Here is a 23,348-nt window from a genome sequence, read left to right on the forward strand (position 1 = left end):
GCCCATCTTTGCCCACGCCGCCCATGCACATCGTGCTGTTCGGCGCGGGCCACGTGGGCCATGCGCTCGTCACGCTGCTCGGCCACTTGCCGTGCGTCGTGCAATGGGTCGACGAGCGCGACGAGTGCTTTCCCGACGAAGTGCCGGGCAACGTTCAGATGGAAGCGACGGATACGCCCGAAGCCATCGTGGACCGCGCTCCGGCGGGCGCGTACTTCATCGTGATGACCCACCACCACGCGCTCGACTTCGCGCTGACCGAACGCATCATGAAGCGCCGCGACGTGGCATGGTTCGGGCTGATCGGCTCGAAGACCAAGCGCGTGAAGTTCGAGCGGCGGCTCGTCGCGCGCGGACTGGACCCGGCGCGGCTCGCGGAGATCGTTTGTCCCATCGGCGTGCCGGGCATCGTGGACAAGGCGCCTGCCTCCATTGCCGTGGCCGTGTGCGCCCAGCTCATGCAGGTGCGGTGCATGGCCGCTGCTACACCGGCCGCCGCGCGTTGCGTGTCGCAGTAAGCGAGTTGGAGACTTCGGCCATCAATGCGCGCAGCCATTCGAGATCGCTCGGCCGGTCGGGCTGCGGGTGCCACAGCTGATAGCACTTGATGCGCGGAAACGCGATGGGCGCATCGAGCACCGCGAGCGGCAGCAGGCTCGCGTAGTGCAACGCGAAACGCCGCGTCGTGGTGAAAATCAGATCCGATTGCAGAAGCGCCTGCGGCACGAGCCCGAAGTAGGGCAGCGTCGCCACCACCCGGCGTGTGGCGCCCGCCTTCGCGAGTCCCACTTCGATGGCGCTTGCTTTAGCACCGGTGTAATGCGTGGGCGCGAGATGGGCCGCGTGCAGATACGCGTCGCGCGTAAGCGGCGCACGGGCCAGCGGATGATCGGCGCGCATCATGCACACCACCGTGTCCTGAAACAGGTCGCTGCGCCCGAAGCGCGCGTCGGGCTTCGGCCAGTTGCCGATCACGAGATCGAGTTCGCCCGCATCGAGCGCGGCCTCGTGGTCGAGCGTGGGACTCAGCGAATGGATTTCGAGCCGCGCGTACGGCGCCGCGTCGCGAAAGCGCGCGATCACCGTGGGCATGAAGAAGTCGTTCAGATAGTCGGGGGCTGCGATGCGAAACGCGCGTCGCGAGCGCGCCGGATCGAAGTCGCCGTGTGGTGTGGCGACGAAGTCCACATCGCGCAGCACGCGCTGCGCGTGCGGCAGCAGCGACGCGCCGTACTCCGTGGGCACCATGCCGGACTTGCCGCGCACGAGAATCGGGTCGCCGAGTATTTCGCGCAGCTTGCGCAGCGCCGAGCTGATGGCGGGCTGTGTCTGGTTGAGCCGCAGCGCGGTCTGCGTGACGCTGCGCTCGACCAGCAGCGTGCGCAGCACGCGCACGAGCCAGATATCGAGGGAAGCGGCGTTCGGGTCCATGTCGGTTCGGGCGGAGAGGCGCCGGCCGGGGCGCGGCGGGCAGGCGCGATGTCCATAACCTTAGGCGCCATCGCGCACGGCCGCCATAGCGGGCCCGGTATGGCCGGCATCACGGCCCATTCGCGCGTCACACCTGCGCGCCGCAATCGTGCGTCGTGACCTTTCCGCTACTTGCGCATCCGGCCGTCGGGCAGTCCCGAGGGCAGGTTGCTGATGCGCTTCACCTCGGCCGAGTCGAGCCAGTTCGGCGTGCGGGCGCAGTAGAGCACCATGGGCAGCGCGTCTTCGCCCCAGAAAAGCTGCCTGTTGAGCCAGAACGTGGGCACGCCGAACACGCCCATCTGGATGGCGTCGGACGTATTGCGGCGCAGTTGCGCGCGCACCTCTTCGCGCTCGATCAGCGACGTGCCGTGCGAAATGCCCACGCGGTCGCAAAGCGCCTCGAAGCCTTCCTCGCTCGACGGGTCGCGTCCTTCGCGCCAGATGAAGCGGAAGATCTCGCGCACGCAGGCGAGGTCGCCGCCTGCTGCAATGGCGAGCAGCATCGGCTTGATCGAATCGAACGGATGCGCGGCCGGCATGCGAAACGGAATGCCGAGCTGCTCCGCGCGAAAGAGCGCGTGGCGGTAGGTGAAGATGCGCTTGGCGGGAATTTCGTAGGCGCTGCTCTGATTCCAGTGACGGTAAAGCTCCGGGAGCAGGACCGGCGTGAACACGAAGTCGAAGCCCGGCCACTTGTCGTGCTGCTCGAGCAGGAGATAGGAGAACGGCGAGACGAAGTCGTAAAACCACAAGGGCTGCCTCAGGTCCACGCCGTTGATGTTGATGTCCTGGTTGTTCATTGTGTCTCTCCCGGTTTTCCGTATTCGATGCGGCCGCGGCTCGCCTGTCATGGTCGTGACGATGTTACGCAAAGGTCTGTGCAGATGCACGGCGAGTGCGCAGGGTGCGCGGCCTGCAGCGCCGCGCGTATGCGCCGCTACGTGCCTGCGTGTTTGTGGCCGTCGTGTTCGCTGGGCGGCTGCGCTTGGTTGCTGCCGCGGGTGCTGTCGTCGCGTTCGTCGCTGTCGTCGGCATCGGCCGCTGTGTCCCGGGCGTCGGCTTCGGCCGCCTCGCCGGACGTGGTCGCTTCATTCGCCTCACCGGCTTCTTCGGCTTCGTCGTTCGCCGCCATGCCGCGCTCGTGCGCGAGCCGCGAGCGCACGAAGCCGATATGTTCGCGCAGCACGTAGAACTGGTCCGCGTAGGCAAGCGGCATCTTCATCGCGTTGACCGATTCCTCGATCGCGTCGAGCCGGTCGAGCAGCTTGCGGCGCTCGTGCGTGGAGTTCTCGTTCATGGCGCCGCGCTCGATGGCGATGAGCGCGCCGTACCACCGGTAGATGCGCGAGCGCACACGCCACGCGTAGAGCGACGGCACGAGCCGCAGTCCCGGAATCAGCACGACGATGATCGGCACGAGCAGCACGATGAGCCGGTCCGCGAGGCTCGCGAGCCAGAACGGCAGCGTGCGGTACAGGAAGCTCTTGCCCGACTTGTAGTAGCGCGCGGCGTCGTCGCTGACGGGGAAGTCCTGCGCACGCGGGGCCGGGAACTCGCCCGCGCGCTGCATGATGCTGGCCTTGCCGTGCACTTCCTTCGCCGCTTCGATGAGCAGGTCCGAGAGCGCGGGGTGCAGCGAATCGCGTGCGACAAGCTCCACCGTAGGCGCGAGCAGATGCACGGTGGTGGCGGGCAGGTTCTTGCCGAGGTCGAACGCGCCGGCGGGAATGTCCACGCGCGTGAGATACGGGAAGCGTCGCGTGTAGGCGTCGGCCTGGGCGAAGTCGAAGAACTGCACGCCGGGCGTGCGGTAGAGCCGGCCCATCACCGGCGGCTGGGCCGAATCGCCGGCAAGGAACGCGGCGTCGATCTTGCCCGCTACGAGCGCCTGCGCCGCCTCTTCGCCGGAGAGCGGCAGGAGCTTCGTCGGTCCGTTCGGTTCGATGCCGTTGGCCTTCAGCAGCGCCAAGGCGAGCTGACGCGTGCCGCTGCCTTCGGCGCCAATCGCGATGCGCTCGCCCTTGAACTGCGAGAGCCGCGCGACGGTAGGCCCGTGATAGAAGATGGCGAGCGGCACGTAGGCCACGCTGCCGAGCGAGTTGAGGCCTTCGGGCGCGTTGTTGCCGTTCGTGCCGGCGGTGCCGGTGGTGCTGCTGGCACTGCTGGCGCTGCTCGCGCTCGTGGTACTAGCGGCACTGGTGGCACTGGCGGCGCCGCTTGCGCCCTCGGGAACATTGGCGCTGCCCGCGTTGCCCGCAATGCCGTCCTGCACGAAGGCGACGTCGACGTGGCTCGCGGGGTCGGTGAGGCGCTTGAGGTTGTCGGCCGATCCTTCGGAGGCCAGCACATTGAGCTTGATGCCGTTGCGCGCAAGGATCGTCTTGTACTTCTGCGCCGAAGTCCAGAACGAGCTGCCTACGGGGCCGGCGCTGATGGTGAGCGTATCGGGCGGCGCGGGCTGGATGAGCCGCACGGCGATCCAGATGGCGGCTGCGCTCACGAGCAGGATCGGTCCGAACGACACCGCCAGATCGCGCCATGAAATGGCCACGAAGCGGGCGACGAGGCGAGGACGTTTGCGGCCGGAGCGTAACTTCATGTAGGGCGAGCGGGATACAGCAGACGTTTAATGGAGCTTGCGGACGGGACCGGATGGGGCGACCGGCGCGTTCTGCCTGGCGGCGCGGGCACCGCGACTACGGGCCGTGCCGTGGCGGCGCACCTGGCCACGCGCCTCGCCGCATACCGGGCCGATGGTACATGAGATTCGCGGCACGGCGTCGTTCGCGGCGGGTACCGGCCTGCGCGAAGGTGTTACCAAAGGTGAAAGCGCCCGGGGCAGTCGGCAGCCTGCCGGCCCGCGTGGCGAGGCTCGTGCCGGCAGGCGTCCGGACTTCGTTTCGGGTCCGCCGCGGGTGGACCGCAAGGCCGCTCCCACGCGGCATCGCAACCGTTTGCGGCGCTTCGCTAAATCCTTTGCGCTTCGTGCGCGTCCAGGCTAAATTGTGGGTCGCCGTCAAAACCAGAGGGTGCAACTCGCGCAGCCGGTCCACGCCACGAAGATCCGGCGCGCTGCAGCCCCATGACGGCAAGGCTCGCGGTGCACAGCCTCACGCTGCCGCAGCCTTTGCCTACCGTCTCTCGCACACCGTGTTCGAAGCCATAGCCGGCCGTCGCCCGCTGCGCCGCCTCGTCGTCGCGCGCATGGCGCACGGCCGCCGGAAGTCGTAACGAAGCCGCCTGCTCCAAAGCCGGTAGCCGCATCGCGGCGCCACACCGGCCGACGGGCACAAGCGGTCCTATCCGCGGTGAAAAAAGGAGAAATCATGAAATCGGTCAATTTTCTGAAGTCGCTGGGCGTCGCGCTGTGCATGACGATTGCGTGCAGCGCGTACGCGCAGTCGAGCGATGCGGCGGCGGGCGGTGACGCGTCCATGTCGGCCCCGGCTGCCAAGAAGGCGACGAAGAAGGCGGACCGCAAGCTCGGCTATGCGGTGCGCAAGGCGCTTTCGAAGTCGCAGGGCGTCGACGTGTCGAACATCACGGTGCGCTCGCGCGGCGGTGCGATCACGCTGACGGGCTCGGTGCCTGACGAAAGCCAGATCGCAAAGGCCGAAGAAGTCGCGAAGTCGGTGCCGGGCGTGACGTCGGTCACCAACAAGCTGACGAAGGTTCAGCAGTAAGCCTCGTTTCGGCTGACTTCGGCAGTCTCGCCGCTGTCCTGCTGTTTGCCGGATAGCGGGACGGTGGCGCGCAGTGGCTGCGTGCCGCCGGAGCTGGGTCGTTTGCCCCTTTTGCCTCTTTTGCCGCGCGATTTCGTCTGCGTGGCACGCAGGGCGTGCCGGCATGCGTGCCGCCACGCCCTGCCTCAACTTTGTCTTTCCGTTCTGCTTTCCCCCCGTGTTGCCATTGCCGCGGCCTGACCGGCCCGCGCACGCGCCACGCGTGCCCCATGCCGCTTGAACGAGGGCGCGTGATAGATTGCCCCGAGCGATTCCGCACAGTCTTCCCCCTCCTTGAAACCCAACCAGTGACAAGCGTGGCGGCATTCCGATGGATTCCCTGATCGCGGCCGCGGCGCACGCGCTGGCGGCAGGCGATCCGCTTGCCGCGCTCAACCACGTCGCGCTGCGCAACGACGCCCCGGCGCTCGCGCTGCGCGGCATCGCCATGGCGCAACTGGGCGACCTCGTGCGCGCGAGAGCGCTCGTGCGCAGCGCCGCGCGTGCCTTTGGGCCGCACGAGGCCATGGCGCGTGCGCGGTGCATCGTCGCAGAGGCGGAGATCGCCCTTGCCTCGCGCGACCTCGGCTGGGCGGCGAAGCCGCTCGATACCGCGCGCGCCACGCTCGAAGCACACGGCGATTACGTGAACGCCGCGCATGCCCGTTATCTGGAGGCCCGGCGCCTGTTGCTGACCGGTCAGCTCGACGAAGCCGAACGTGCGCTCGGCGCGCTTGACGGCGGCGGCATGCCGTTGCTGCCGGCGGCCTCCAGCGTCGCGCACGAACTCGTGGTGGCAGGGCTCGCGATGCGGCGTCTTCAGACGCAAGCTGCGCGCGCGGCGCTGGCCCGCGCGAGGCAGGCGGCGCACCACGCAGGCATCCCCGCGTTGACGGCCGAAGTGGAACAGGCGGCGCGTACGCTCGACACGCCGGCGGCGCGCCTCATCGCACGCGGCGAGCAGCGCCTCGTGATGCCCGACGAGGTGGAGACGCTCTTCAAGTCGGATGCGCTCGTGATCGACGCGTGCCGTCACGCCGTGCGCGACCCACATGCCGTGGTGTCGCTCGCGCGGCGCCCCGTACTGTTCGTGCTCATCCGCGCGCTGGCCGAAGCGTGGCCCGACGACGTGCCGCGCGAGGCGCTGGTCGCGCGCGCCTTTCGCGCGAAGCATGCGGACGAGTCGTACCGCGCCCGCCTGCGCGTGGAGATGGGACGGCTGCGCGCCGCGCTGCGTGCACTTGCCGACATCACGGCGACCCCGCGCGGCTTTGCCCTTGTGCCGCGCAACGCGCGCGAGGCCGTGGCGCTCGCGCAACCGTTCGGCGAGCAGCACGCGGCGGTGCTCGCGTGTCTCGCCGACGGCGAGGCGTGGTCGAGTTCGGCCCTCGCGCTCGCGCTCGGCGCGAGCCAGCGTACGGTGCAGCGCGCGCTGGAAGCGCTCGCCGCCGCAGGCAAGGTGCAATGGTTCGGCCACGGCCGCGCGCGTCGCTGGACCACGCCTGCCGTGCCCGGATTCACGACGGTCTTGTTACTCCCCGCTCCGCTGCCCGGTGAGTAGGATGGCATCACCCATCCACCCCTGACCGGCCTGCAACGCGGTACACGACAGTACCTGAGCGGCGCGGCGGTCGACGAACCGAGGACACTCTCATGAAAGCCACGGCAGCGGTCATCCTTCGCGAATACGGGCCTTTTCCGGGCATCGGGCGCATACACGGCCTCACCTACGACGGCCAGCGCGTCTGGTTCGGCGCGGGCGAATCGCTGAACGCGTTCGATCCCGCGAGCGGCGAGATCGTCGAAACGTTCGACGTCAAAGCCCACGCGGGCACGGCCTTCGACGGCCGGCACCTGTTCCAGATTGCGGGCGACCGCATCCAGAAGGTGGACCGCACGACCGGCCGCGTGCTGGCCACCCTTCCGGCGCCCGGCGGCGGACGCGACTCCGGGCTCGCCTGGGCCGAGGGCACGCTGTGGGTCGGGCAGTACCAGGAACGCAAGATCCATCAGATCGATCCGCAGACCGGCGCGATTCTGCGCACGATCCAGTCCGACCGTTTCGTGACGGGCGTGACGTGGGTGGACGCCGAGCTGTGGCACGGCACCTGGGAAGGCGAAGAGAGCGAGCTGCGCCGCATCGACCCGGCCACGGGCGAAGTGCTGGAAAGCATCGCGATGCCGGCGGGCGTGAGCGTGTCGGGCATCGAGTCGGACGGCGCCGGGCAGTTCTTCTGCGGCGGCGGATCGAGCGGGAAGGTGAGGGTCGTGCAGCGGCCGCGTCGCGAGGCGGCGACTGCCGCGGCCAGTGGTGCGGTGACGTCGGGGGAATAGGCGGGCGTGAACGCGTGGCGGCGTCGTTGGCTCGGGGCGAGGCAGCCGCACGTGCCCCGGCGACCGCGTCGATAACCTTCGCACAACGCATCGCTTCAACGCGCCACGGTCGGCGCGCTGCCGGACCGACGCCCGGCAGCGCGCCGTTCCGTATTGATCCTCATCGCTCCCTATCGGCGGCGCCTCATTCCTTTTCGCTTCGCCGCACCGCGCCGGGCCTTCGCGCACTGCACCCGGCCGCTACTGCCGTCGTCCATACTCGTAGACGCCGTTGCCGGTGTCTTCCGCCTGCTCGCTCATGGCGAGTCGCCCGCCGTAGACAGCCTCGTCTACGAACCGGGACGATTCGACCCAGAACGAATGACCACGCATTCACGCTTTTTTTCGAAGCGCCGGCCACGTCGCGCGGTTTCGCGCCCGTGCAGGGCCGCGCGCGCCGCACGAGTTCCACCGTCCGTCACAGGCGCAGAACTTGCATCGCCGCGTCGGCCTGCTGGCATGGCGTATCGGGCAGCCCAGCACAGAAGACACAACAAACCTTCGAGCATGGAGACGACGATGACACGCACCTTGCCGTTCCGACCGGCGTTTGCGCCGCGCTTCACGTATGCCGCATGGATGATCGCCGCGCTCGCCGCGTGTCACGGCACGAGCAGCGGCGGCTCGGGTCCGCAGACCAACGCGCTGCCGGCCTTCGTGGCGGGCAGCGTGCGCATGACGAGCTACGACGGCAACAGCGACGATCTGCTCACGGCCGGTCTCGGCAAGAGCGGGCTCGCTTCGTCCTCGGCGCCTGCGTTCGCGAATCCGTCGAGTCCCACCGCCGCGGAATTGCGGCGCCTCGCGATCTGGTCGAACTATCGCGCGCTCGTCGATATGTCGGCGAACGGCGGCTACGGACGCTTCTGGGGACCCAACGTCGACCTGAACGGCAACGACACGCTGGGCGAAGGCAAGATCGCCGGCACCGAGTACCTCGCCTACGCCGACGACGGCAGCGGCAAGCAGAACGTGAGCCTGCTTGTGCAGGTGCCCGCGAGCTTCGACGCCAACCACCCGTGCATCGTCACGGCCACGTCGTCGGGCTCGCGCGGCGTGTACGGCGCGATCTCGGCGGCCGGCGAGTGGGGCCTCAAGCGCGGCTGCGCCGTGGCCTACACCGACAAGGGCACCGGCAACGGTGCGCACGAGTTCGCCACCGATACGGTCACGCTCATCGACGGCACCGTGGCGAGCGCGAGCGCCGCAGGGCCGCTGAGTCTCTTCACCGCGAACGTGCCGGCCGCGACGCTCGCCACCTTCAACCAGACGTTCCCGTACCGCTACGCGTTCAAGCACGCGCATTCGCAGCAGAACCCCGAGCAAAGCTGGGGCAAGGACACGCTCGAAGCCGTGCAGTTCGCCTACTGGGCGCTCAACCAGCAGTTCGCGCCGGTGATCGCGGGCTCGCAGCACGGCGTGCGCTACCAGCCGGGCAGCGTGACGACGATCGCGGCGTCCGTGAGCAATGGCGGCGGCGCGTCGATCGAAGCGGCCGAACAGGACACGCAGGGCTGGATTACCGCGGTCGTGGTCGGCGAACCGCAGGTCAACGTGGCGATGAGCGCGGGCACGCAGGTGCAGGAAGGCGGCGCGCCGATCGGCGCGGCGGGCAAGCCGCTCGCCGACTACATGACGCTCGCGAACCTGCTCGAGCCGTGCGCGGCCGCCGCGAGCCAGCTGGCCACGGCGCCGTATCTGAGCGGCTTGCCGCTTGCCACCACGCAGTCGATCCGCTCGGCGCGCTGCGCGTCGCTCGCGGCGGGCGGCGTGATCAGCGGCGGCGATCTGCAGAGTCAGGCCACGAGCGCGCTTGCGCAACTGCACGCGGCCGGCTACGAGACCGATTCCGACTTCCTCCAGGCGCCGATGTGGGACTCGCAGGCCGTGCCCGCGGTGGCCGTCACCTACGCGAACGCGTACACGCGCGCGAGCGTCACGGACAACCTCTGCGCCTTCAGCTTCGGCGCCACGAGTTCGACGGGCGCGGCGGGCGTGGCGCCGGCCGTCTCGCCCATGCCCACGGTGTTCGGCCTCGGCAACGGCGTGCCGCCCACGGACGGCATCAATCTCGTCTACAACAACGGCACCGCGGGCGCGGCCGACCATCGGCTCGCCACCGCGGACGCGAGCTATACCGGCGCGCTCTGTCTGCGGCAGCTGTGGACCAACGGCAACGCCACGATGGCCGCGAGCGTGGCCGCCATTCGCGTGAACGGCGACCTGCACGGCAAGCCGGCCATCATCGTGCAGGGACGCAGCGACGCGCTCGTGCCCGTCAACCACGCCTCGCGCGCGTACCTCGCGCAGAACAGTTTCGCGGAAGGCAAGCGCAGCCAGCTCTCGTTCTACGAAGTGACGAACGGCCAGCACTTCGATGCGTTTTTGCCCGTCGCGGGTTTCGATACGCGCTTCATTCCCGTGCACTACTACAACCTGCAGGCGCTGAGCCTCATGTGGAATCACCTGAAGAGCGGCGCGCCGCTGCCGCCGTCGCAGGTGGTGCGCACGGTGCCGCGCGGTGGCACGCCGGGCCAGGCACCGGCGCTCACCACGGCGAATCTGCCCGCCATTGCCGCGGACCCGGGCGCGAACGCGATCAGCGTGAACGGCGGCGTGGTGAACGTGCCGCAGTAGGGCGGTGGCGAAGGAAGGGCAAACGCCCGCGATGCCGGGCGGGCGAGGGCTGGGCGAAGAGCCGGCGCGGGTGCGAACACGGGCGTAACACGCGCTGCAACGAGCGTGCCGCACCGGTTCGCCGAAGGCTCAGTGTGCGTGCTGACACACAAATTTCCTGTCGCGGGTGTAGCGTGTGCAGGTGTGCGTTCGGGACGATGCAGGCCGGCGAGCAGCGCCATGCTGAGCGCAGCCGCGCACACAGAAGAACGCGAGAACGCGAGGCGAGCACGAGGTGAGCGACATGAGACACCTGACCTACACCGACCTGCCCATCGGCGACCGGGCCGCTTTCGAGCTGGTGTGCGCGCGGCACGGCTTCGCGCCGGCGCACTTCGACGTGACGGGCGACGAAGATCCGCTCGATGCGACGCATGGGTCGCTCGTCACCGTGCGTCGCGGCGGCTGGGCGCAGTCGTATCGGATGGATGACGGCGGCCAGTGGGTGCGTCAGTTCGAAACCGACCTCAACTGCCGGTTCTTCCGTTGAAGGGCGTGCGGGCGCTCGCCGGGCACGCCTGCTGAACGTCGATCGCTTCGCCGAAGGAGCGGCTCTTCAGCGCAACGGCGGACGAGTCATCAGGCCAGCACAAGCCGCACGCCCACGAGCGTGAGCGTGGCGGCAAGCAGGTTGCGCAGCAGCGCTTCGGGCGCACGCGAGGCGAGCAGGCTGCCGATCACGATGCCCGGCAGCGACCCCGTCAGCAGCGAGAGCAGCAGCGACCAGTTCACCGACCCCAGCAGCCAGTGCCCCGCGCCCGCGAGCAGCGTGAGCGGCACCGCGTGCGCGATGTCCGAGCCCACGATGCGCGAAACAGGCAGCGCGGGATACAGCAGCAACAGCACCGTCACGCCGATCGCGCCCGCGCCCACCGACGTGAGCGTCACCAGCGCTCCCAGCACCGCGCCCGTCACGATGGTGAGCGTCATGGTGCGCGCCTGCGTCTGTTCCTTGCGATGCCGCGCCGCGAAAGCCGCCAGTTGCGGGCGGAACACGAGCGCCGTCGCCGTGATGAGGAGCGCCGCGCCCAGCACCGTCTGGATCAACTGGTTGCCGTGCGGCGTGTCCATGCCGTAGCGATGCAGCAGGAGCAGCGTGATCGTGGCCGCCGGCACGCTGCCCGCGGCGAGCCGCAGCGTTACGAGCCAGTCCACCGATCCCTTGAGCCCGTGCACGAGCGTGCCCGCCGTCTTCGTCGCCGATGCGTAGAGCAGATCGGTGCCCACCGCCGCCGCCGGATGAATGCCGAACAGCAGCACGAGAATCGGCGTCATCAGCGAGCCGCCGCCCACGCCTGTCAAGCCGACGAGAAAGCCGACGCACAGGCCGGAGAGCGAGTAGAGCAGATCGATATGAGGTAATGACATCGCGGGGTGGACCTTTGCGGCTTCCTTGGGCGTGGCTGATGGCGAGGCTGGCGCGAGGCGTGCCGCACACAGATCGCGCGCGCCGGGCTTCGTGGACAGCGGCCGGTGCGGGCGGCAAAATCCGGTATTGTCGCAAAAACCGGCGCAGCTGCCTCCAAAGCCGCTTTGTGCCGCACCGCGCGGCGCCCGGTTTCGCCTTCGCCCGCCTCTCGCACCCACATAACAATCAATGAATCCCGGCATTCTCTACGCACTGCTCGCCTTCGCGCTCTGGGGCCTCTTTCCGGTCTACTTCAAGACGCTGCATCAGATCGGCGCGCTCGAAATGCTCGCGCACCGCATGGCGTGGTCGCTGCTCTTTCTCGTGGCCGTGCTCACCGTGCGGCAGCAGTGGCGCTGGCTCGGGCCCGTGCTGCGCGACCGGCCGCTCGTCGCGCGTTTTGCCGCGAGCGCGGTGCTGCTCTCGGCGAACTGGGGCATCTACATCTGGGCCGTGAACGCCGACCATATCGTGGATGCGAGCCTCGGCTACTTCATCAATCCGCTCATCAACGTGCTGTTCGGCCTCGTGTTTCTCGGCGAGCGGCTGCGTCGCGGGCAGTGGCTGGCCGTGGCGATCGCGGCGGTGGGCGTGTCGTGGCTCACGTGGCAGAACGGGCATCCGCCGTGGATCAGTCTCGCACTCGGCTTCACGTTCGCGGGCTACGGGCTGCTGCGTAAGACCGCGAAGCTCGGCGCGCTGGAAGGTCTGACGCTGGAGACCATCCTGCTCTTTCCCGTGGCGCTGCTGTATCTGCTGTGGCTCGCCTCGCGCGGCGCGAACGGCTTCGCCGTCGCACCGTTCGGCGTGCAACTGCTGCTCGCGGCAGCCGGTCCCATCACCGCGATTCCGCTGCTGCTCTTCGCGGCCGGCGCGCGACGCATTCCGTTCTCGATGCTGGGCCTCATCCAGTACGTGACGCCCACGCTGCAACTGCTGCTGGGCGTGCTGCTGTACGGCGAGCCCTTCGGCCGCGTGCAGCTGATCGGCTACGGGGCGATCTGGCTCGCGCTCGCCGTCTATTCGCTCGAAGGGCTGTGGCAGGCCACGTGGCGCCGGCCGCAGCGCAGCACGTCCTAGCCTGATTCTGTGTATTTCATGCCTGTTCCTGTGGATGCGAAGCTGCGCTCTGGCAATGCGCGCGGAAATGCGCAATCCTGATGCGCCTCATCCGTATCACGAGACAACGAGCGGGACAACGAGCGCGCCGCGTGCGTGGCTCGTGCGGTCCGCTCCACAGGAGCCGTCATGATCCATCTCATCGTCAACGACCAACCTCGCACCTTCGAGGGCGACCCCGCGATGCCGCTGCTCTGGTATCTGCGTGACGAAGCCGGCCTCACGGGCACCAAGTTCGGCTGCGGCATGGCGCTGTGCGGCGCCTGCACGGTGCATCTGGACGGCGCGCCCATCCGCTCGTGCGTGACGCCCGTGAGCGCCGCCGACGGCCGCCGCATCACCACCATCGAAGCCATCGGCGCCACGCCGGCCGGCAAGGCCGTGCAGGAAGCCTGGCAGAAGATCGACGTCGTGCAGTGCGGCTACTGCCAGTCCGGCCAGATCATGAGCGCGAGCGCGCTGCTCGCGCAGAACAAGCGGCCCTCCGACGCCGACATCGACGCCGCCATGAACGGCAACGTCTGCCGCTGCGCCACGTATGTGCGCATTCGCGCGGCGATCCACGAGGCGGCGGGCACGCTGGCCTGAAGAAGCGCCGCATTCGAGCGCCGTGCGTGAGTCCGGTGCTCGAACCGATACGCCGCGAAGCGAACCGCCGCACGAGCACCCGAACAAACGAAGCAGCCCATCCGTAGGGGACGACGATGAAACGCGATAACCCCCGGCATCTGGCCGCGCGCGACGCGAGCCTTGCCACGATTTCCGACGCAACCGTCAACGCTACTGACGCCGCGCCCGACGCCGTGTTCAACGTGAGCCGTCGCGGCTTCATGAAGCAGGCGGGCGGCCTCGCGCTGGGCGTGTGCCTCGCGCCGCTCGCCGGTACGGCGAGTGCCGCGACGCCGAAGGCCGCAGCCGCTGCATCGGCAACGGCTGCCCCCGGCGCAGCCGCCGGCCACGCCGCCTTCGCGCCCAACGCCTTTATCCGCATCGATACGGACGGCACGGTGAGCGTCGTATCGAAGCATCTGGAGATGGGGCAGGGCACGTTCACCGGTCTTGCCACGCTCGCCGCGGAAGAACTCGATGCCGACTGGAGCAAGGTGAAGGTGGTCGCCGCGCCCGCGGACCGCGAGCGCTACAGCAACCTCGCCTTCGGCAAGATGAAGTTCCAGGGCACGGGCGGCAGCACGGCGATGGCCGCGTCGTGGCAGCAGATGCGCAAGGCCGGCGCGACCGCGCGCGCGATGCTCGTGAGCGCCGCGGCCGAGCGCTGGAACGTGCCCGCTTCGAGCATCACCGTGCGCGAGGGCGTGGTCTCGCACGCCGCGTCGGGCCGCAGCGCCGGTTTCGGCGAACTGGCCGCCGCCGCGGCGAAGCTCACGCCGCCAGCCGACGTGCCGCTCAAAGACCCGTCGCAGTTCACGCTGATCGGCAAGACCGGCGTGCATCGCAAAGACTCGCCGGCCAAGGTGAACGGCACAGCCGTCTTCACGCAGGACGTGAAGCTGCCGGGCATGCTGGTGGCGAGCGTGGCGCGTCCGTCGAAGTTCGGCGCCACGGTGAAGCACGTGGATGCGAGCAAGGCGCGCGCGATTCGCGGCGTGGTGGCCGTCGTGCCGTATCCGGGCACGAGCCACAGCGCGCCCGGCGTGGCGGTGCTCGCGGCCAACACGTGGATTGCGCGCCAGGGCCGCGACGCGCTGCGCATCGAATGGGACGAGAGCCACGCGTTCACGATGGGCACGCAGCAGATGCTCGAGCACTATCGCGAACTGGCGGGCCAGCCGGCCGACGTGGCGGCCAAACGCGGCGACGTGGACCGCGCACTGCAACCGGCGGGCGGCGCGAAGATCATCGAGGCCGAGTACGTGTTTCCGTATCTCGCGCATGCCTCGATGGAGCCGATGAACTGCGCCATGCACGTCACGAAGAACCGCTGCGAGATCTGGAACGGCGAGCAATGGCAGACCATGGACCAGATCAACGTGGCGCGCGTGCTGGGCCTCGCGCCCGAGCAGGTGGTGATCAACCAGGTCTACGCGGGCGGCAGTTTCGGGCGGCGCGCGAACCCGACGTCGGATTACCTCTGCGAAACCGCCGCCATCGTGAAGGCCGCGCAGCAGCAGGGCATCAAGGCGCCCATCAAGCTCGTGTGGATGCGCGAGGACGACATGCGCGCGGGCAGCTATCGTCCGTTCAACGTGCACCGTCTGCGCGCGGCCGTGAGCAGCAACGGCGAGCTGACGGGCTGGCATCACCGCATCGTGTGCCAGTCGTTCCTGAAGGGCTCGGGGCTGGAGGCGTTCATCCAGAACGGTATCGACGGCACCATCGTCGAGGGTGCCGCAGACCTGCCCTATGCCATTCCGAACCTGCGCGTGGAGCAGCGCATTCCCGAGGACGTGACGGTGCCCGTGCAGTGGTATCGGTCCGTGGGCCACACGCATACGGCATTCGCAACCGAGACGCTGATCGACGAAGCCGCGCATGCAGCCGGCAAGGACCCGTATCAATTCCGTCGCGCGTTGCTGACGGACAGCCCACGCGAGCGCGGCGTGCTCGATGCCGTAGCGAAAGCGGCCAACTGGGACCAGCCGCTCGCGGCGGGGGCAGCGGGCGAACGGCGTGGACGCGGCATCGCGCTGCAAAAGGCGTTCAACAGCTACGTGGCGCAGGTGGCCGAAGTCACGGTGAAGCCCGACGGCACCTTCAAGGTGAACCGCGTGGTGTGTGCCGTGGATTGCGGCGTCGCGATCAATCCCGACGTGGTGCGTGCGCAGATGGAAGGCGGCATCGGCTTCGGGCTGGCCATGACGCTCTACGGTGCGATCACGCTTAACGGCGGCGAGGTCGAGCAGTCGAACTTCCACAACTACCGCATGTTGCGCATCGACGAGATGCCGGTGGTGGAGGTGCATATCGTGCCTTCGGCGGAAGCGCCCACGGGCGTGGGCGAACCCGGCGTGCCGCCCGTCGCGCCCGCGGTGGCGAATGCACTTGCGGCCGCCACGGGCATTCGCATTCGCGAGCTGCCCGTGCGAACGCCGCTCGTGAAGACCTGAGTGAACTTCAGCGACCCGGCGCACGCGCGTGCACAAAAAGGCGCGGGCAGCGCCGGCGGGCGGATGGCATAATCGCGGCTGATCGATCCGCCGCACGGCGTGTCGCTTCTCCGTGTGCCTTCCCTCGCCAGCATGCTCAATCGCCTTCAGCGGAAAACCGGCTGTCTGCTCGGATTGCTTGCAATCCTGATGCTGACGCTCGCGCCTGCCATCTCGCAGATGCGGGCCGCGGCCGACCGCATGGAGTTCAGCAGCGAAGCGCACACGCGTGCCTTCCACCTGGCGTTGTGCTCGGCGCAGGCAACGCCGGACAATGCCGCGCTGCTGCCCGACGCCTCTACCCATTCCGCTTCGCACGGCCTCTTCGCGCATCTGCAGGCGTGCGGATACTGCGGTTTCTTTGCGCACACGCCGGCCTTGCCCACCGCGCAGGCCGTGTTCGTGCTCACCGTGCGCGCCATTGCGCACCGCGTGGCCACGCGGTTCGAAAGCCTGCGCCGCGCGTTCGCGCTTACTGCCGCGCAGCCTCGCGCGCCACCTCTCTTCTCGTGATCGGCTGAATCCGTCGGCTTGTTTTCGCCGTCGGGTTTCGTTCGCATTCTTTCGTTTTCAGTTCGTTCGATATCGCCTCGTGCGGCGTGCCGCCGGTGCCTTGTCCCGCCGCGACGCGTGGGCTTCTGTGGGTCTGCCTTCGTGCGGGCACAGCGGCTCGCGAACCGGTATGCGGTGCGGGCACGGCAGGCTCGCGCGATGCTTTCGCCTGTGCGATGGCATCGGCCTCGCGGCTCGCGCGGCGATGTCGGTTCACTTTCCGTTCAATCGTTTCGACCACGAATCCATCATGAAAACCGCTTTCTTCGCACGCGGCCTCGTTGCCGCTTTCGCACTCGTCCTTGCCCAGTTCGCCTACGCGCACGCGCATCCGAAGCAGCAGACGCCGGCTGCGGGCGCCACCGTCGCCGCGCCGCATGAAGTCGCGATCGTCTTCGACGACGCGCTCGAACCCGCCTTCAGTTCCATCGACGTCACCGACGCGCACGGCCAGAGCGTGGCTGCCGCCAAATCGGCCGTCGATGCCGCGAATCACAAGCGCATGACGGTCGCGCTGCGCGACCTCGCGCCTGGGCCGTACAGTGTCGCGTGGATCGCGCTCGCCGCCGACGGCCATCGTACGCAGGGCCGCTACACGTTCACGGTGAAGTGACGCCGGTGAACGCACGGTTGCAAGCCGCGCAGGCTCGCCGGCATGGCTGACGCGACGTTCGCGCGTCGCATTGCGCGTCGGCTCGCACGTGTGCGGCGCGGCACAGCGATGCCGCACGCACGTTGCGTGCGGCCCGCCGTGGCCCGCGGCCTCACGCGCTTCGGCACGCGCACGCCGCGCGCCCGGCTCGTGGCCTGGCTCGGCCTGCTCGCCATCTGGCTCGCGGTCGTTGCGCCCGTCGTGACGCAATTGCTCGCGTCGCCGTGGTTTGCGTCCCCGGCGGCGCAGGTGGATCTGCGTGCGCAACTCGGTGCAGCGTTGTGCTCGGCGCACGACGCGTTCTCGCCGATCGCCGCGCGCGCATCGCATTCGCCCGCTGCGCCTTTGCACGACGACCATCACGCGAAGGCGTGTGGTTACTGCAATCTGCTTGCGCACTCGCCGCCCGTTGGCGGCGCCTCGTTCGTCGCGGCGTTGCCGCGCCTCGCTTCGCATCGCGTGCCCGTGCATCTCGCGCGGCACGTGCTTTTCTCGCCGCGCTTCGCGTTCGCTACGCCGCGCGGTCCACCGCTGACGGTTGCCTGAACCGCACTGAACCCGATTCAGCGGCCCGCTTCGTCCAGTCCATCGGCGTGCCATCGCGCGCCTTTCTGCACGTGATTCACGCGTTCTAGGCGCGTGGCTCGTGCACGGTGACGCACGCAAGCCGGCCGTGCCGTTCGATCTCGTTCTTCAAGGATAACCGTCATGCTCATCGCTTTTCACGGCCGTGCGCCGCGCCGGCACGCGCTCGCCCTTTCTGTTTTCGTCGCGCTCGCGTCGGTCGCCGGCCGCGCTTCTGCTCACATCACCGCCGCGCCTAACGAAGGCGTGGCCGGCTCGTACTTCGAAACGTCGTTCAAGGTGCCGCACGGCTGCGACGGCGCTTCCACCGTCGCCATCCGCGTGACGATTCCGGACGGCGTGACGTCGGTGAAGCCGCAGATGAAGCCGGGCTGGACCGCGCGCATCGCGACGCGTCCGGTCGATCCGCCGCTCGTGGGCGAAAACGGCGCCACCATCACGACCACGGTGCAGTCCGTGGAGTGGCGCGGCGGCCCGCTGCCCGATGCGTTCTACGACCGCTTCGGCCTCGTCATGAAGCTGCCCGCCACGCCGGGCCGCACGCTGTTCTTCCCGGTCGAGCAGACCTGCGAGCGCGGCAGCCGCGCATGGACGGAGATTCCCGCCGAGGGCGCCGACCCGCATGCGCTGCACAGTCCCGCACCGTTCGTCCGCGTGACCGCGCCCGAGGCGGCAGGGCATGTGCACGAGCACTGAGGCTCGGCGTTGAGGCTCGAAGTTGAGGCACGGAGCACCGCGCGCGTTGCGCCGCACGAGTCGTGAAGCACGCACGTGTTGCGGCATGACTGTGATGCAACGGCGGTGCGATGACGTCTACCGCGGCATGCCCCGATGCCTTCGCAGAAGCCGACGCAACGGCACCAACCGCCGTGCAAGAGAGCCGCGCGGACCAACCGGCAAACCACGCAGCACAACCAAAGAACAATCGCACAACGAGACCATCATGGCCTACCTATTCCAACCGCGGCGCGCGCTACCCGGCCTCGCCGCCATGCTCGCGAGCCACGCCTTCGCGCAAGCCGCGCCGCCCCTGCCTGGCACGACCACCACGACCACCACGACCGACGCGTCCGCCGCCAACGTCTTGCCCACCATCGTGGTGCGCGACAGCGCCTCGAAATCGCTGACCTCGCCCACCGTCGCGGAGCAGCGCCGCACGCTGTTCGAAACGGCCGGCTCGGTAGGCTTCGTCGATAGCAGCACGTACGCGAACACCTATGCCTTCACGCTGCGCGACGTGCTGAAGGACGTGCCCGGCGTGTTCGTCCAGAACCGCTACGGACAGGAGCTGAGGCTCTCCATTCGCGGCTCGGGCATCGCGCGTTCGTATCACACGCGTGGACTCGAGATTCTTCAGGATGGCATACCCACCAATCTCGCGGACGGCAGCGGCGACTACTACCAGATCGATCCGCTCGCGCTGCAGTCGGTGGAGGTCTACAAGGGCGGCAATGGGCTTGCGTATGGCTCGTCCACGCTGGGCGGCGCCATCGACTTTCTGACGCCCACGGCCTACACCGCGCTTGCGCCGAACATCGTGCGGCTCGAAGGCGGCAGCTACGGCACGTTGCGCACGAGCGCGCAGTTTTCGCGCGTGATGGGGCCGCTCGATTTTCTCGCGACGTTCTCCGTGAATCATGCCGACGGCTTTCGCGCTCACGAACGCGGCCAGTACGAGCAGTTCAACGCGAACGTGGGCTACCGCTTCAGCCCGCGCGTGGAGACGCGTTTCTATCTGGGCGCCTACGTGGTGGACCAGAAGCTGCCCGGCACGCTCTCGCTCACGGACGCATTGAACAATCCGACCAAGGCCGCGGCGAGCGCCATCTCAGGCGACCAGGCGCGCAACACGCGCACCGAGCGCATTGCGAACCGCACGACGGTGAAGCTCGATGTCGGTCAGTTGGACTTCGATACGTGGGCCATCCACAAGAGCCTCTATCACCCCATCTTCCAGGTGATCGACCAGGACGGCTGGACTTACGGCTTCGCGCCGCGCTACACGGCCACGCTGGATGTGGCCGGCATGCGCGACGACGTGATTGCGGGCGCGCGCGTGTTCGGCGGCAATACGCAGGCGCGGCAGTACGTGAACGTGAACGGCAATCGCGGCGCGCAGACGCTCGATTCGACGCAGCGCGCGTACAACTACGAGGCCTACGTCGAGAACCGGCTGTTCTTCCTGCCCACGCTCGCGCTCATGACGGGGGTGAAGTTCCTGCACGACGTGCGCCAGTACATCGACCACGGCGGGCTCGCGGCCGATCCCACCTACAAGTCGGCGAGCCAGAGCTACAGCGGCGCGAATCCGAAGCTGGGTCTGCTCTGGCAACCGCGGCGCGACATTCAGGCATTCGTCGACATCACGCGCAGCCAGGACGTGCCCGACTTCACCGACCTCACGCAGACGTTCAGCCGCACCACGCAGTTCACGCCGCTCGCGGCGCAGCACGCGTGGACGCTCGAGCTCGGCACGCGCGGCAGCAGCGGCCGCGTGAGCTGGGACCTCACGGCGTACCGGTCGATGGTGCGCGATCAACTGCTGCAATACACGACGAACCCCGACATTCCCGCGTCCACCTTCAACGCGAATCGCACCGTGCTGCAAGGCGTGGAAGCGGCGGCGTCCGTGGATCTGCTGCGCGACGTCGTGCGGCCGGGCGCGGGCGATCGCATCACGCTTTCGGGGCTGTGGAATTACAGCGACTTTCGCTTCAGGAACGACCCGCAGTACGGCTCGAACCGCATCGCGGGCGTGCCCGTGAACGTGCTGCGCGCGTCGCTCGGCTATGCGCGGCCCGACGGCTTTCACATGGCCGCCACGGTCGACTGGGTGCCGGCCGGCGCCTGGGCCGACGACGCCAACACGCTGCGCGTGCCGGGCTACACGCTCGTGGGCCTCAACGCGGGCTACGACTTTCGCAACGGCGTGTCCGTGTTCGTCGACGCACGCAACCTCACGAACAAGCGCTACGTGAGCGACATCAGCACCGTGGCCGACGCGCGCACGGCATCGAGCCTTGCGATCTTTTATCCCGGCGAAGGGCGCAGCGTCTTCGCCGGCATGCGCTACGCGTTTTGACGCGTCTTTCGATGGGTTCCATCACTTCAATCGTGAACGAGGAGAGCAGGTATGAAGGCTTCGAAGAAGATGAACAACGGCGGCGTGACGCTTGCGGGCAAGGTCGCGCTCGCATGCTGTCTGGCGGGCGCGATGACGGGTGCCCAGGCGGCGGCGCAGGCCGCCTCGCACGTCGAGGTGAGCGGCTGCTGGATTCGCGCGATGCCGGCGTCCGTGCCGTCGTCGGGCTACTTCACGCTGAAGAACGACAGCGATGCGCCCGCTACTCTGACCGGTGTGGCCACGCCCGCGTTCGGCATGGCGATGCTGCACCGAACCGAGTCGAACGGCAGCACGTCGACGATGGTTGCCATCGATGCCGCCGAGGTGCCCGCGCACGGCGAACTCGTGTTCGCGCCGAAGGGCTACCACGTGATGCTTGAACAGCCGGTGAAGCCGCCGGTGCCCGGCAGCCGCATCGAGATGACGTTCGGCTTCGCCGACGGCTCGCATGCGCGGGCCACGTGTGACGTGAAGCCGGCTGCGTATGCGGGGCAGCCGGCGCAGTAGACCTTGGGCAGCTTCTGAGGAACGGACGAAGCGGGCGCTGCGCCGGACCAGGTGTTCAGCGCCCTTCGTACGCCGCTTCCAATGCGGCGATGTCGAGCTTCACCATCTCGAGCATCGCCTGCATGACGCGCTTCGACTTCGCGGCGTCTTTGTCCCGCAGCATGCGGCCAAGCGCGGTGGGCACGATCTGCCACGTCACGCCGAAGCGGTCGGTGATCCAGCCGCACTGCCGCGGCTGGCCGCCGCCTTCGCCCAGCTTTGCCCACAACGTGTCCACTTCGTCCTGCGTCTCGCAATGCACGAAGAATGAGATGGCCGGCGAGAACGTGAACGCGGGGCCGCCGTTGAGCGCGATGAACGCCTCGCCCTCCAGTTCGAACGACACGGACATCACGGACCCCTTTTCGCCCGGCCCCGCTTCGCCGTAGCGCTGTATTTCCGTGATGCGCGAGTTCCTGAAGATCGAGGTGTAGAGATTCGCGGCCTCTTCGGCCTGACCGTCGAACCAGAGGAACGGGGCGATCTTTTGCATGGTGGATCCCTTTGCGGAGGGCTCGCGGGCAGGCATGAGGACGCTTTGCCGCGCGAGCCGGGTGAGTGGCGAGGTACGACGCATCGCGTGGTCGGTGGACGCTGGACGTTGGACGGCGGGCCAGCCGCCGCGGCACGTTCGCGCCTGACCGGCTGACCGGCTGATCGGCCGACGGTCAGCCGAACGCTTTCATCATCCCTTCGTGGATCTGCTCGGGCGTGAGGTCGCGCTTGTGCGTCGCCACGGACCATTGATGCCCGAACGGGTCTTCGAGCCGGCCGTAGCGGTCGCCCCAGAACATGTCGGCGGCGGGCATGGTGACTTTGGCGCCCGCGGCGGCGGCGCGCTCCATCACGGCGTCCGCGTCTTCCACGTACAGATGGAGCGTGACGGGCGACCCTTTGAGCGAGACGGGGCTGTCAGAGCAGCCGGGCTGCGTGTCCACCAGCATGACCGACGAGTCGCCGATGCGGATGCACGCGTGCGCGATCTTGCCGTTCGGGCCATCGAGCCGGAACGCCTCCACGGCGCCGAACGCCTTCTTGTAGAACTCGATGGCCTCGGCCGCGCCCTCGCAGACGAGATGCGGCGTGACGGTGTGCATGCCGGGCGGAATGGGATTCACAGCAGAACTGGACATGGTGGGCTCCTTGGGAAGGTTCACGCAGGGCGAGCGGCGTGGTGGACGTGTGGCACGTCTCGCAGCCGTCTCGTCACCACGACGAACGGGCTGACGGGAAATCGACAGCCGCAGGCAGATTTTTTCGTGTGGCTCGCCGCTTTGCTGCGGGCGGCTTCGTATCGGCTTGCATGGCTTCGTGCTCGCGCCGCGGCGCGGTTGGGTGGCGCTCGGCGGCCACCAGGGCGGTGTGCCGGCGCCGTGCCCGTGCCGCGCAGGCGCGCGGCGGTGTAAATTGCGTTTTCTCTTTCGGTGTGCGGCATGGGCACTGTGCTTGCGACGCTCCGCTCGCGGCACCACGCGGCGCCATTAAGCACTTCCAACATCGAGGCATCGACATTCGACGGAGCAGTTCACGCATGAACAACGAAGCGGCAGACCGGTTCGAGCGGGTCTTCGTCCCGCGTATCGTGGAGCGGCTGGGGCATCTGGTGGGCGAGGCGGTGAAGATCGAGGTCGTGCACCGCGAAGGGCGCGGGCACCCCACGCAGGTGCGGCTCACGGGCCATCCGGGCGAGCATCGGCATGTGTATGCGCATCCGCTCGACCTTTCGTTGACGTGGGATAGCGACGAGATACTCCGTCTCATGGCGCCCGACGGAGAAGCCCGCTTCGAATGCTATCTGGACGCGATTCCCCGCAAGATGCACGCGTGGGAATCGGCGCGCGAGGTCGATCTGTCGTCGCGCAGCCAGGGCGAGCCGCACATTCTGATCGGCGGCCTCGACTTCGAGCCTTGAAGCTCGAAGCGCTGCGTGTGGGCGGCCGTTATGCGTGCGGCCACTGCGCTGCGTTGCATCGAGTTGCGCGGCAGTCGTCGCCGGCAGCTTCTTTCCAATCCC

23 protein-coding genes are annotated in these 23,348 nt (G+C 68.3%); 16 read left to right on the plus strand and 7 right to left on the minus strand.

What is annotated here, in order from left to right; all coding sequences use genetic code 11:
• Positions 1-23: 23 nt before the first annotated feature.
• A complete protein-coding gene (gene xdhC / locus U0042_RS22280) occupies positions 24-518 on the plus strand; it encodes a xanthine dehydrogenase accessory protein XdhC (RefSeq protein WP_198665225.1) in 495 nt (164 codons plus the stop codon).
• On the opposite strand, the gene U0042_RS22285 is transcribed toward xdhC, so the two are convergent.
• The 3 genes from U0042_RS22285 to U0042_RS22295 form a co-directional block, all read right to left on the minus strand.
• Entirely contained in the window at positions 484-1,431 is a 948-nt protein-coding gene (locus tag U0042_RS22285) for a LysR family transcriptional regulator (RefSeq protein ID WP_114809093.1), read from the minus strand. The genes xdhC and U0042_RS22285 overlap by 35 nt on opposite strands.
• 167 nt (positions 1,432-1,598) lie before the next feature.
• Complete coding sequence (locus tag U0042_RS22290; RefSeq protein WP_114809092.1) at positions 1,599-2,273, minus strand: 2-hydroxychromene-2-carboxylate isomerase; 675 nt, start codon at positions 2,271-2,273, stop codon at positions 1,599-1,601.
• Positions 2,274-2,410: 137 nt separating this feature from the next.
• Positions 2,411-4,072, minus strand: coding sequence for a TAXI family TRAP transporter solute-binding subunit (locus U0042_RS22295; protein WP_114809091.1), 1,662 nt, complete (start codon positions 4,070-4,072; stop codon positions 2,411-2,413).
• Positions 4,073-4,799: 727 nt separating this feature from the next.
• Here U0042_RS22295 and U0042_RS22300 point away from each other — a divergent pair.
• The 3 genes from U0042_RS22300 (at position 4,800) to U0042_RS22310 (ending at position 7,529) form a co-directional block, all read left to right on the plus strand.
• Positions 4,800-5,156: a BON domain-containing protein gene (locus U0042_RS22300; protein WP_114809090.1), complete on the plus strand. Its 357-nt coding sequence runs from the start codon at positions 4,800-4,802 to the stop codon at positions 5,154-5,156.
• A 370-nt stretch (positions 5,157-5,526) separates the two neighbouring features.
• Complete coding sequence (locus U0042_RS22305) at positions 5,527-6,756, plus strand: helix-turn-helix domain-containing protein (RefSeq protein ID WP_114809089.1); 1,230 nt, start codon at positions 5,527-5,529, stop codon at positions 6,754-6,756.
• A 92-nt stretch (positions 6,757-6,848) separates the two neighbouring features.
• Entirely contained in the window at positions 6,849-7,529 is a 681-nt protein-coding gene (locus U0042_RS22310) for a DUF5074 domain-containing protein (RefSeq protein ID WP_114809088.1), read from the plus strand.
• A gap of 240 nt (positions 7,530-7,769) precedes the next feature.
• On the opposite strand, the gene U0042_RS22315 is transcribed toward U0042_RS22310, so the two are convergent.
• Positions 7,770-7,901: a hypothetical protein gene (locus tag U0042_RS22315; protein ID WP_269814030.1), complete on the minus strand. Its 132-nt coding sequence runs from the start codon at positions 7,899-7,901 to the stop codon at positions 7,770-7,772.
• A gap of 246 nt (positions 7,902-8,147) precedes the next feature.
• On the opposite strand from U0042_RS22315, the gene U0042_RS22320 reads away from it, so the two are divergent.
• The gene (locus tag U0042_RS22320; protein ID WP_114809496.1) at positions 8,148-10,205 is read left to right on the plus strand and encodes a D-(-)-3-hydroxybutyrate oligomer hydrolase; all 2,058 of its coding nucleotides are present in this window, start codon (positions 8,148-8,150) and stop codon (positions 10,203-10,205) included.
• 283 nt (positions 10,206-10,488) lie between these two features.
• On the plus strand, positions 10,489-10,734 hold the full coding sequence (locus U0042_RS22325) for a hypothetical protein (RefSeq protein ID WP_114809087.1): 246 nt from the start codon (positions 10,489-10,491) through the stop codon (positions 10,732-10,734).
• An 89-nt stretch (positions 10,735-10,823) separates the two neighbouring features.
• Here U0042_RS22325 and U0042_RS22330 read toward each other — a convergent pair whose 3' ends face one another.
• Positions 10,824-11,612, minus strand: coding sequence for a sulfite exporter TauE/SafE family protein (locus tag U0042_RS22330; RefSeq protein ID WP_114809086.1), 789 nt, complete (start codon positions 11,610-11,612; stop codon positions 10,824-10,826).
• A gap of 229 nt (positions 11,613-11,841) precedes the next feature.
• Here U0042_RS22330 and rarD point away from each other — a divergent pair, with 229 nt between their 5' ends.
• The 9 genes from rarD to U0042_RS22375 all read left to right on the plus strand — a co-directional run bounded on the left by rarD (position 11,842) and on the right by U0042_RS22375 (position 21,295).
• Positions 11,842-12,732 (plus strand): EamA family transporter RarD, encoded by an 891-nt coding sequence (gene rarD, locus U0042_RS22335; RefSeq protein WP_114809085.1) that lies wholly within the window; start codon positions 11,842-11,844, stop codon positions 12,730-12,732.
• Positions 12,733-12,900: 168 nt separating this feature from the next.
• Positions 12,901-13,359: a (2Fe-2S)-binding protein gene (locus U0042_RS22340; protein ID WP_114809084.1), complete on the plus strand. Its 459-nt coding sequence runs from the start codon at positions 12,901-12,903 to the stop codon at positions 13,357-13,359.
• A 242-nt stretch (positions 13,360-13,601) separates the two neighbouring features.
• A complete protein-coding gene (locus tag U0042_RS22345; RefSeq protein WP_198665224.1) occupies positions 13,602-15,836 on the plus strand; it encodes a xanthine dehydrogenase family protein molybdopterin-binding subunit in 2,235 nt (744 codons plus the stop codon).
• 132 nt (positions 15,837-15,968) lie between these two features.
• Entirely contained in the window at positions 15,969-16,388 is a 420-nt protein-coding gene (locus tag U0042_RS22350; RefSeq protein ID WP_114809083.1) for a DUF2946 domain-containing protein, read from the plus strand.
• A gap of 289 nt (positions 16,389-16,677) precedes the next feature.
• The gene (copC, locus tag U0042_RS22355) at positions 16,678-17,040 is read left to right on the plus strand and encodes a copper homeostasis periplasmic binding protein CopC (protein WP_114809494.1); all 363 of its coding nucleotides are present in this window, start codon (positions 16,678-16,680) and stop codon (positions 17,038-17,040) included.
• Between the two features lie 42 nt (positions 17,041-17,082).
• Positions 17,083-17,625, plus strand: coding sequence for a DUF2946 domain-containing protein (locus tag U0042_RS22360; RefSeq protein WP_232833219.1), 543 nt, complete (start codon positions 17,083-17,085; stop codon positions 17,623-17,625).
• Between the two features lie 162 nt (positions 17,626-17,787).
• Positions 17,788-18,360 carry a YcnI family protein gene (locus tag U0042_RS22365; protein WP_114809082.1) on the plus strand — a complete coding sequence of 191 codons (573 nt, stop codon included), beginning with the start codon at positions 17,788-17,790 and terminating at the stop codon, positions 18,358-18,360.
• A 247-nt stretch (positions 18,361-18,607) separates the two neighbouring features.
• Positions 18,608-20,746: a TonB-dependent receptor family protein gene (locus tag U0042_RS22370; protein ID WP_232833218.1), complete on the plus strand. Its 2,139-nt coding sequence runs from the start codon at positions 18,608-18,610 to the stop codon at positions 20,744-20,746.
• Between the two features lie 132 nt (positions 20,747-20,878).
• The gene (locus U0042_RS22375) at positions 20,879-21,295 is read left to right on the plus strand and encodes a copper chaperone PCu(A)C (protein ID WP_232833233.1); all 417 of its coding nucleotides are present in this window, start codon (positions 20,879-20,881) and stop codon (positions 21,293-21,295) included.
• 55 nt (positions 21,296-21,350) lie between these two features.
• Here U0042_RS22375 and U0042_RS22380 read toward each other — a convergent pair whose 3' ends face one another.
• Complete coding sequence (locus tag U0042_RS22380; RefSeq protein WP_114809081.1) at positions 21,351-21,827, minus strand: VOC family protein; 477 nt, start codon at positions 21,825-21,827, stop codon at positions 21,351-21,353.
• A 175-nt stretch (positions 21,828-22,002) separates the two neighbouring features.
• Complete coding sequence (locus tag U0042_RS22385) at positions 22,003-22,467, minus strand: VOC family protein (protein ID WP_114809080.1); 465 nt, start codon at positions 22,465-22,467, stop codon at positions 22,003-22,005.
• 398 nt (positions 22,468-22,865) lie between these two features.
• Between U0042_RS22385 and U0042_RS22390 the strand changes: the two genes are divergently transcribed.
• Positions 22,866-23,246 carry a DUF5594 family protein gene (locus U0042_RS22390; protein WP_114809079.1) on the plus strand — a complete coding sequence of 127 codons (381 nt, stop codon included), beginning with the start codon at positions 22,866-22,868 and terminating at the stop codon, positions 23,244-23,246.
• The last annotated feature ends 102 nt before the right edge of the window (positions 23,247-23,348 follow it).

The organism is Paraburkholderia kururiensis (assembly GCF_034424375.1).
GTDB lineage: Bacteria > Pseudomonadota > Gammaproteobacteria > Burkholderiales > Burkholderiaceae > Paraburkholderia > Paraburkholderia kururiensis_A.

Bases quoted from the DNA above. Each gene is read 5' to 3' on its own strand.
- xdhC (WP_198665225.1), top strand. From the start codon at position 24: ATGCACATCGTGCTGTTCGGCGCGGGCCACGTGGGCCATGCGCTCGTC.
- U0042_RS22285 (WP_114809093.1), bottom strand. From the start codon at position 1,431: ATGGACCCGAACGCCGCTTCCCTCGATATCTGGCTCGTGCGCGTGCTG.
- U0042_RS22290 (WP_114809092.1), bottom strand. From the start codon at position 2,273: ATGAACAACCAGGACATCAACATCAACGGCGTGGACCTGAGGCAGCCC.
- U0042_RS22295 (WP_114809091.1), bottom strand. From the start codon at position 4,072: ATGAAGTTACGCTCCGGCCGCAAACGTCCTCGCCTCGTCGCCCGCTTC.
- U0042_RS22300 (WP_114809090.1), top strand. From the start codon at position 4,800: ATGAAATCGGTCAATTTTCTGAAGTCGCTGGGCGTCGCGCTGTGCATG.
- U0042_RS22305 (WP_114809089.1), top strand. From the start codon at position 5,527: ATGGATTCCCTGATCGCGGCCGCGGCGCACGCGCTGGCGGCAGGCGAT.
- U0042_RS22310 (WP_114809088.1), top strand. From the start codon at position 6,849: ATGAAAGCCACGGCAGCGGTCATCCTTCGCGAATACGGGCCTTTTCCG.
- U0042_RS22315 (WP_269814030.1), bottom strand. From the start codon at position 7,901: ATGCGTGGTCATTCGTTCTGGGTCGAATCGTCCCGGTTCGTAGACGAG.
- U0042_RS22320 (WP_114809496.1), top strand. From the start codon at position 8,148: ATGATCGCCGCGCTCGCCGCGTGTCACGGCACGAGCAGCGGCGGCTCG.
- U0042_RS22325 (WP_114809087.1), top strand. From the start codon at position 10,489: ATGAGACACCTGACCTACACCGACCTGCCCATCGGCGACCGGGCCGCT.
- U0042_RS22330 (WP_114809086.1), bottom strand. From the start codon at position 11,612: ATGTCATTACCTCATATCGATCTGCTCTACTCGCTCTCCGGCCTGTGC.
- rarD (WP_114809085.1), top strand. From the start codon at position 11,842: ATGAATCCCGGCATTCTCTACGCACTGCTCGCCTTCGCGCTCTGGGGC.
- U0042_RS22340 (WP_114809084.1), top strand. From the start codon at position 12,901: ATGATCCATCTCATCGTCAACGACCAACCTCGCACCTTCGAGGGCGAC.
- U0042_RS22345 (WP_198665224.1), top strand. From the start codon at position 13,602: ATGAAGCAGGCGGGCGGCCTCGCGCTGGGCGTGTGCCTCGCGCCGCTC.
- U0042_RS22350 (WP_114809083.1), top strand. From the start codon at position 15,969: ATGCTCAATCGCCTTCAGCGGAAAACCGGCTGTCTGCTCGGATTGCTT.
- copC (WP_114809494.1), top strand. From the start codon at position 16,678: ATGAAAACCGCTTTCTTCGCACGCGGCCTCGTTGCCGCTTTCGCACTC.
- U0042_RS22360 (WP_232833219.1), top strand. From the start codon at position 17,083: ATGGCTGACGCGACGTTCGCGCGTCGCATTGCGCGTCGGCTCGCACGT.
- U0042_RS22365 (WP_114809082.1), top strand. From the start codon at position 17,788: ATGCTCATCGCTTTTCACGGCCGTGCGCCGCGCCGGCACGCGCTCGCC.
- U0042_RS22370 (WP_232833218.1), top strand. From the start codon at position 18,608: ATGGCCTACCTATTCCAACCGCGGCGCGCGCTACCCGGCCTCGCCGCC.
- U0042_RS22375 (WP_232833233.1), top strand. From the start codon at position 20,879: ATGACGGGTGCCCAGGCGGCGGCGCAGGCCGCCTCGCACGTCGAGGTG.
- U0042_RS22380 (WP_114809081.1), bottom strand. From the start codon at position 21,827: ATGCAAAAGATCGCCCCGTTCCTCTGGTTCGACGGTCAGGCCGAAGAG.
- U0042_RS22385 (WP_114809080.1), bottom strand. From the start codon at position 22,467: ATGTCCAGTTCTGCTGTGAATCCCATTCCGCCCGGCATGCACACCGTC.
- U0042_RS22390 (WP_114809079.1), top strand. From the start codon at position 22,866: ATGAACAACGAAGCGGCAGACCGGTTCGAGCGGGTCTTCGTCCCGCGT.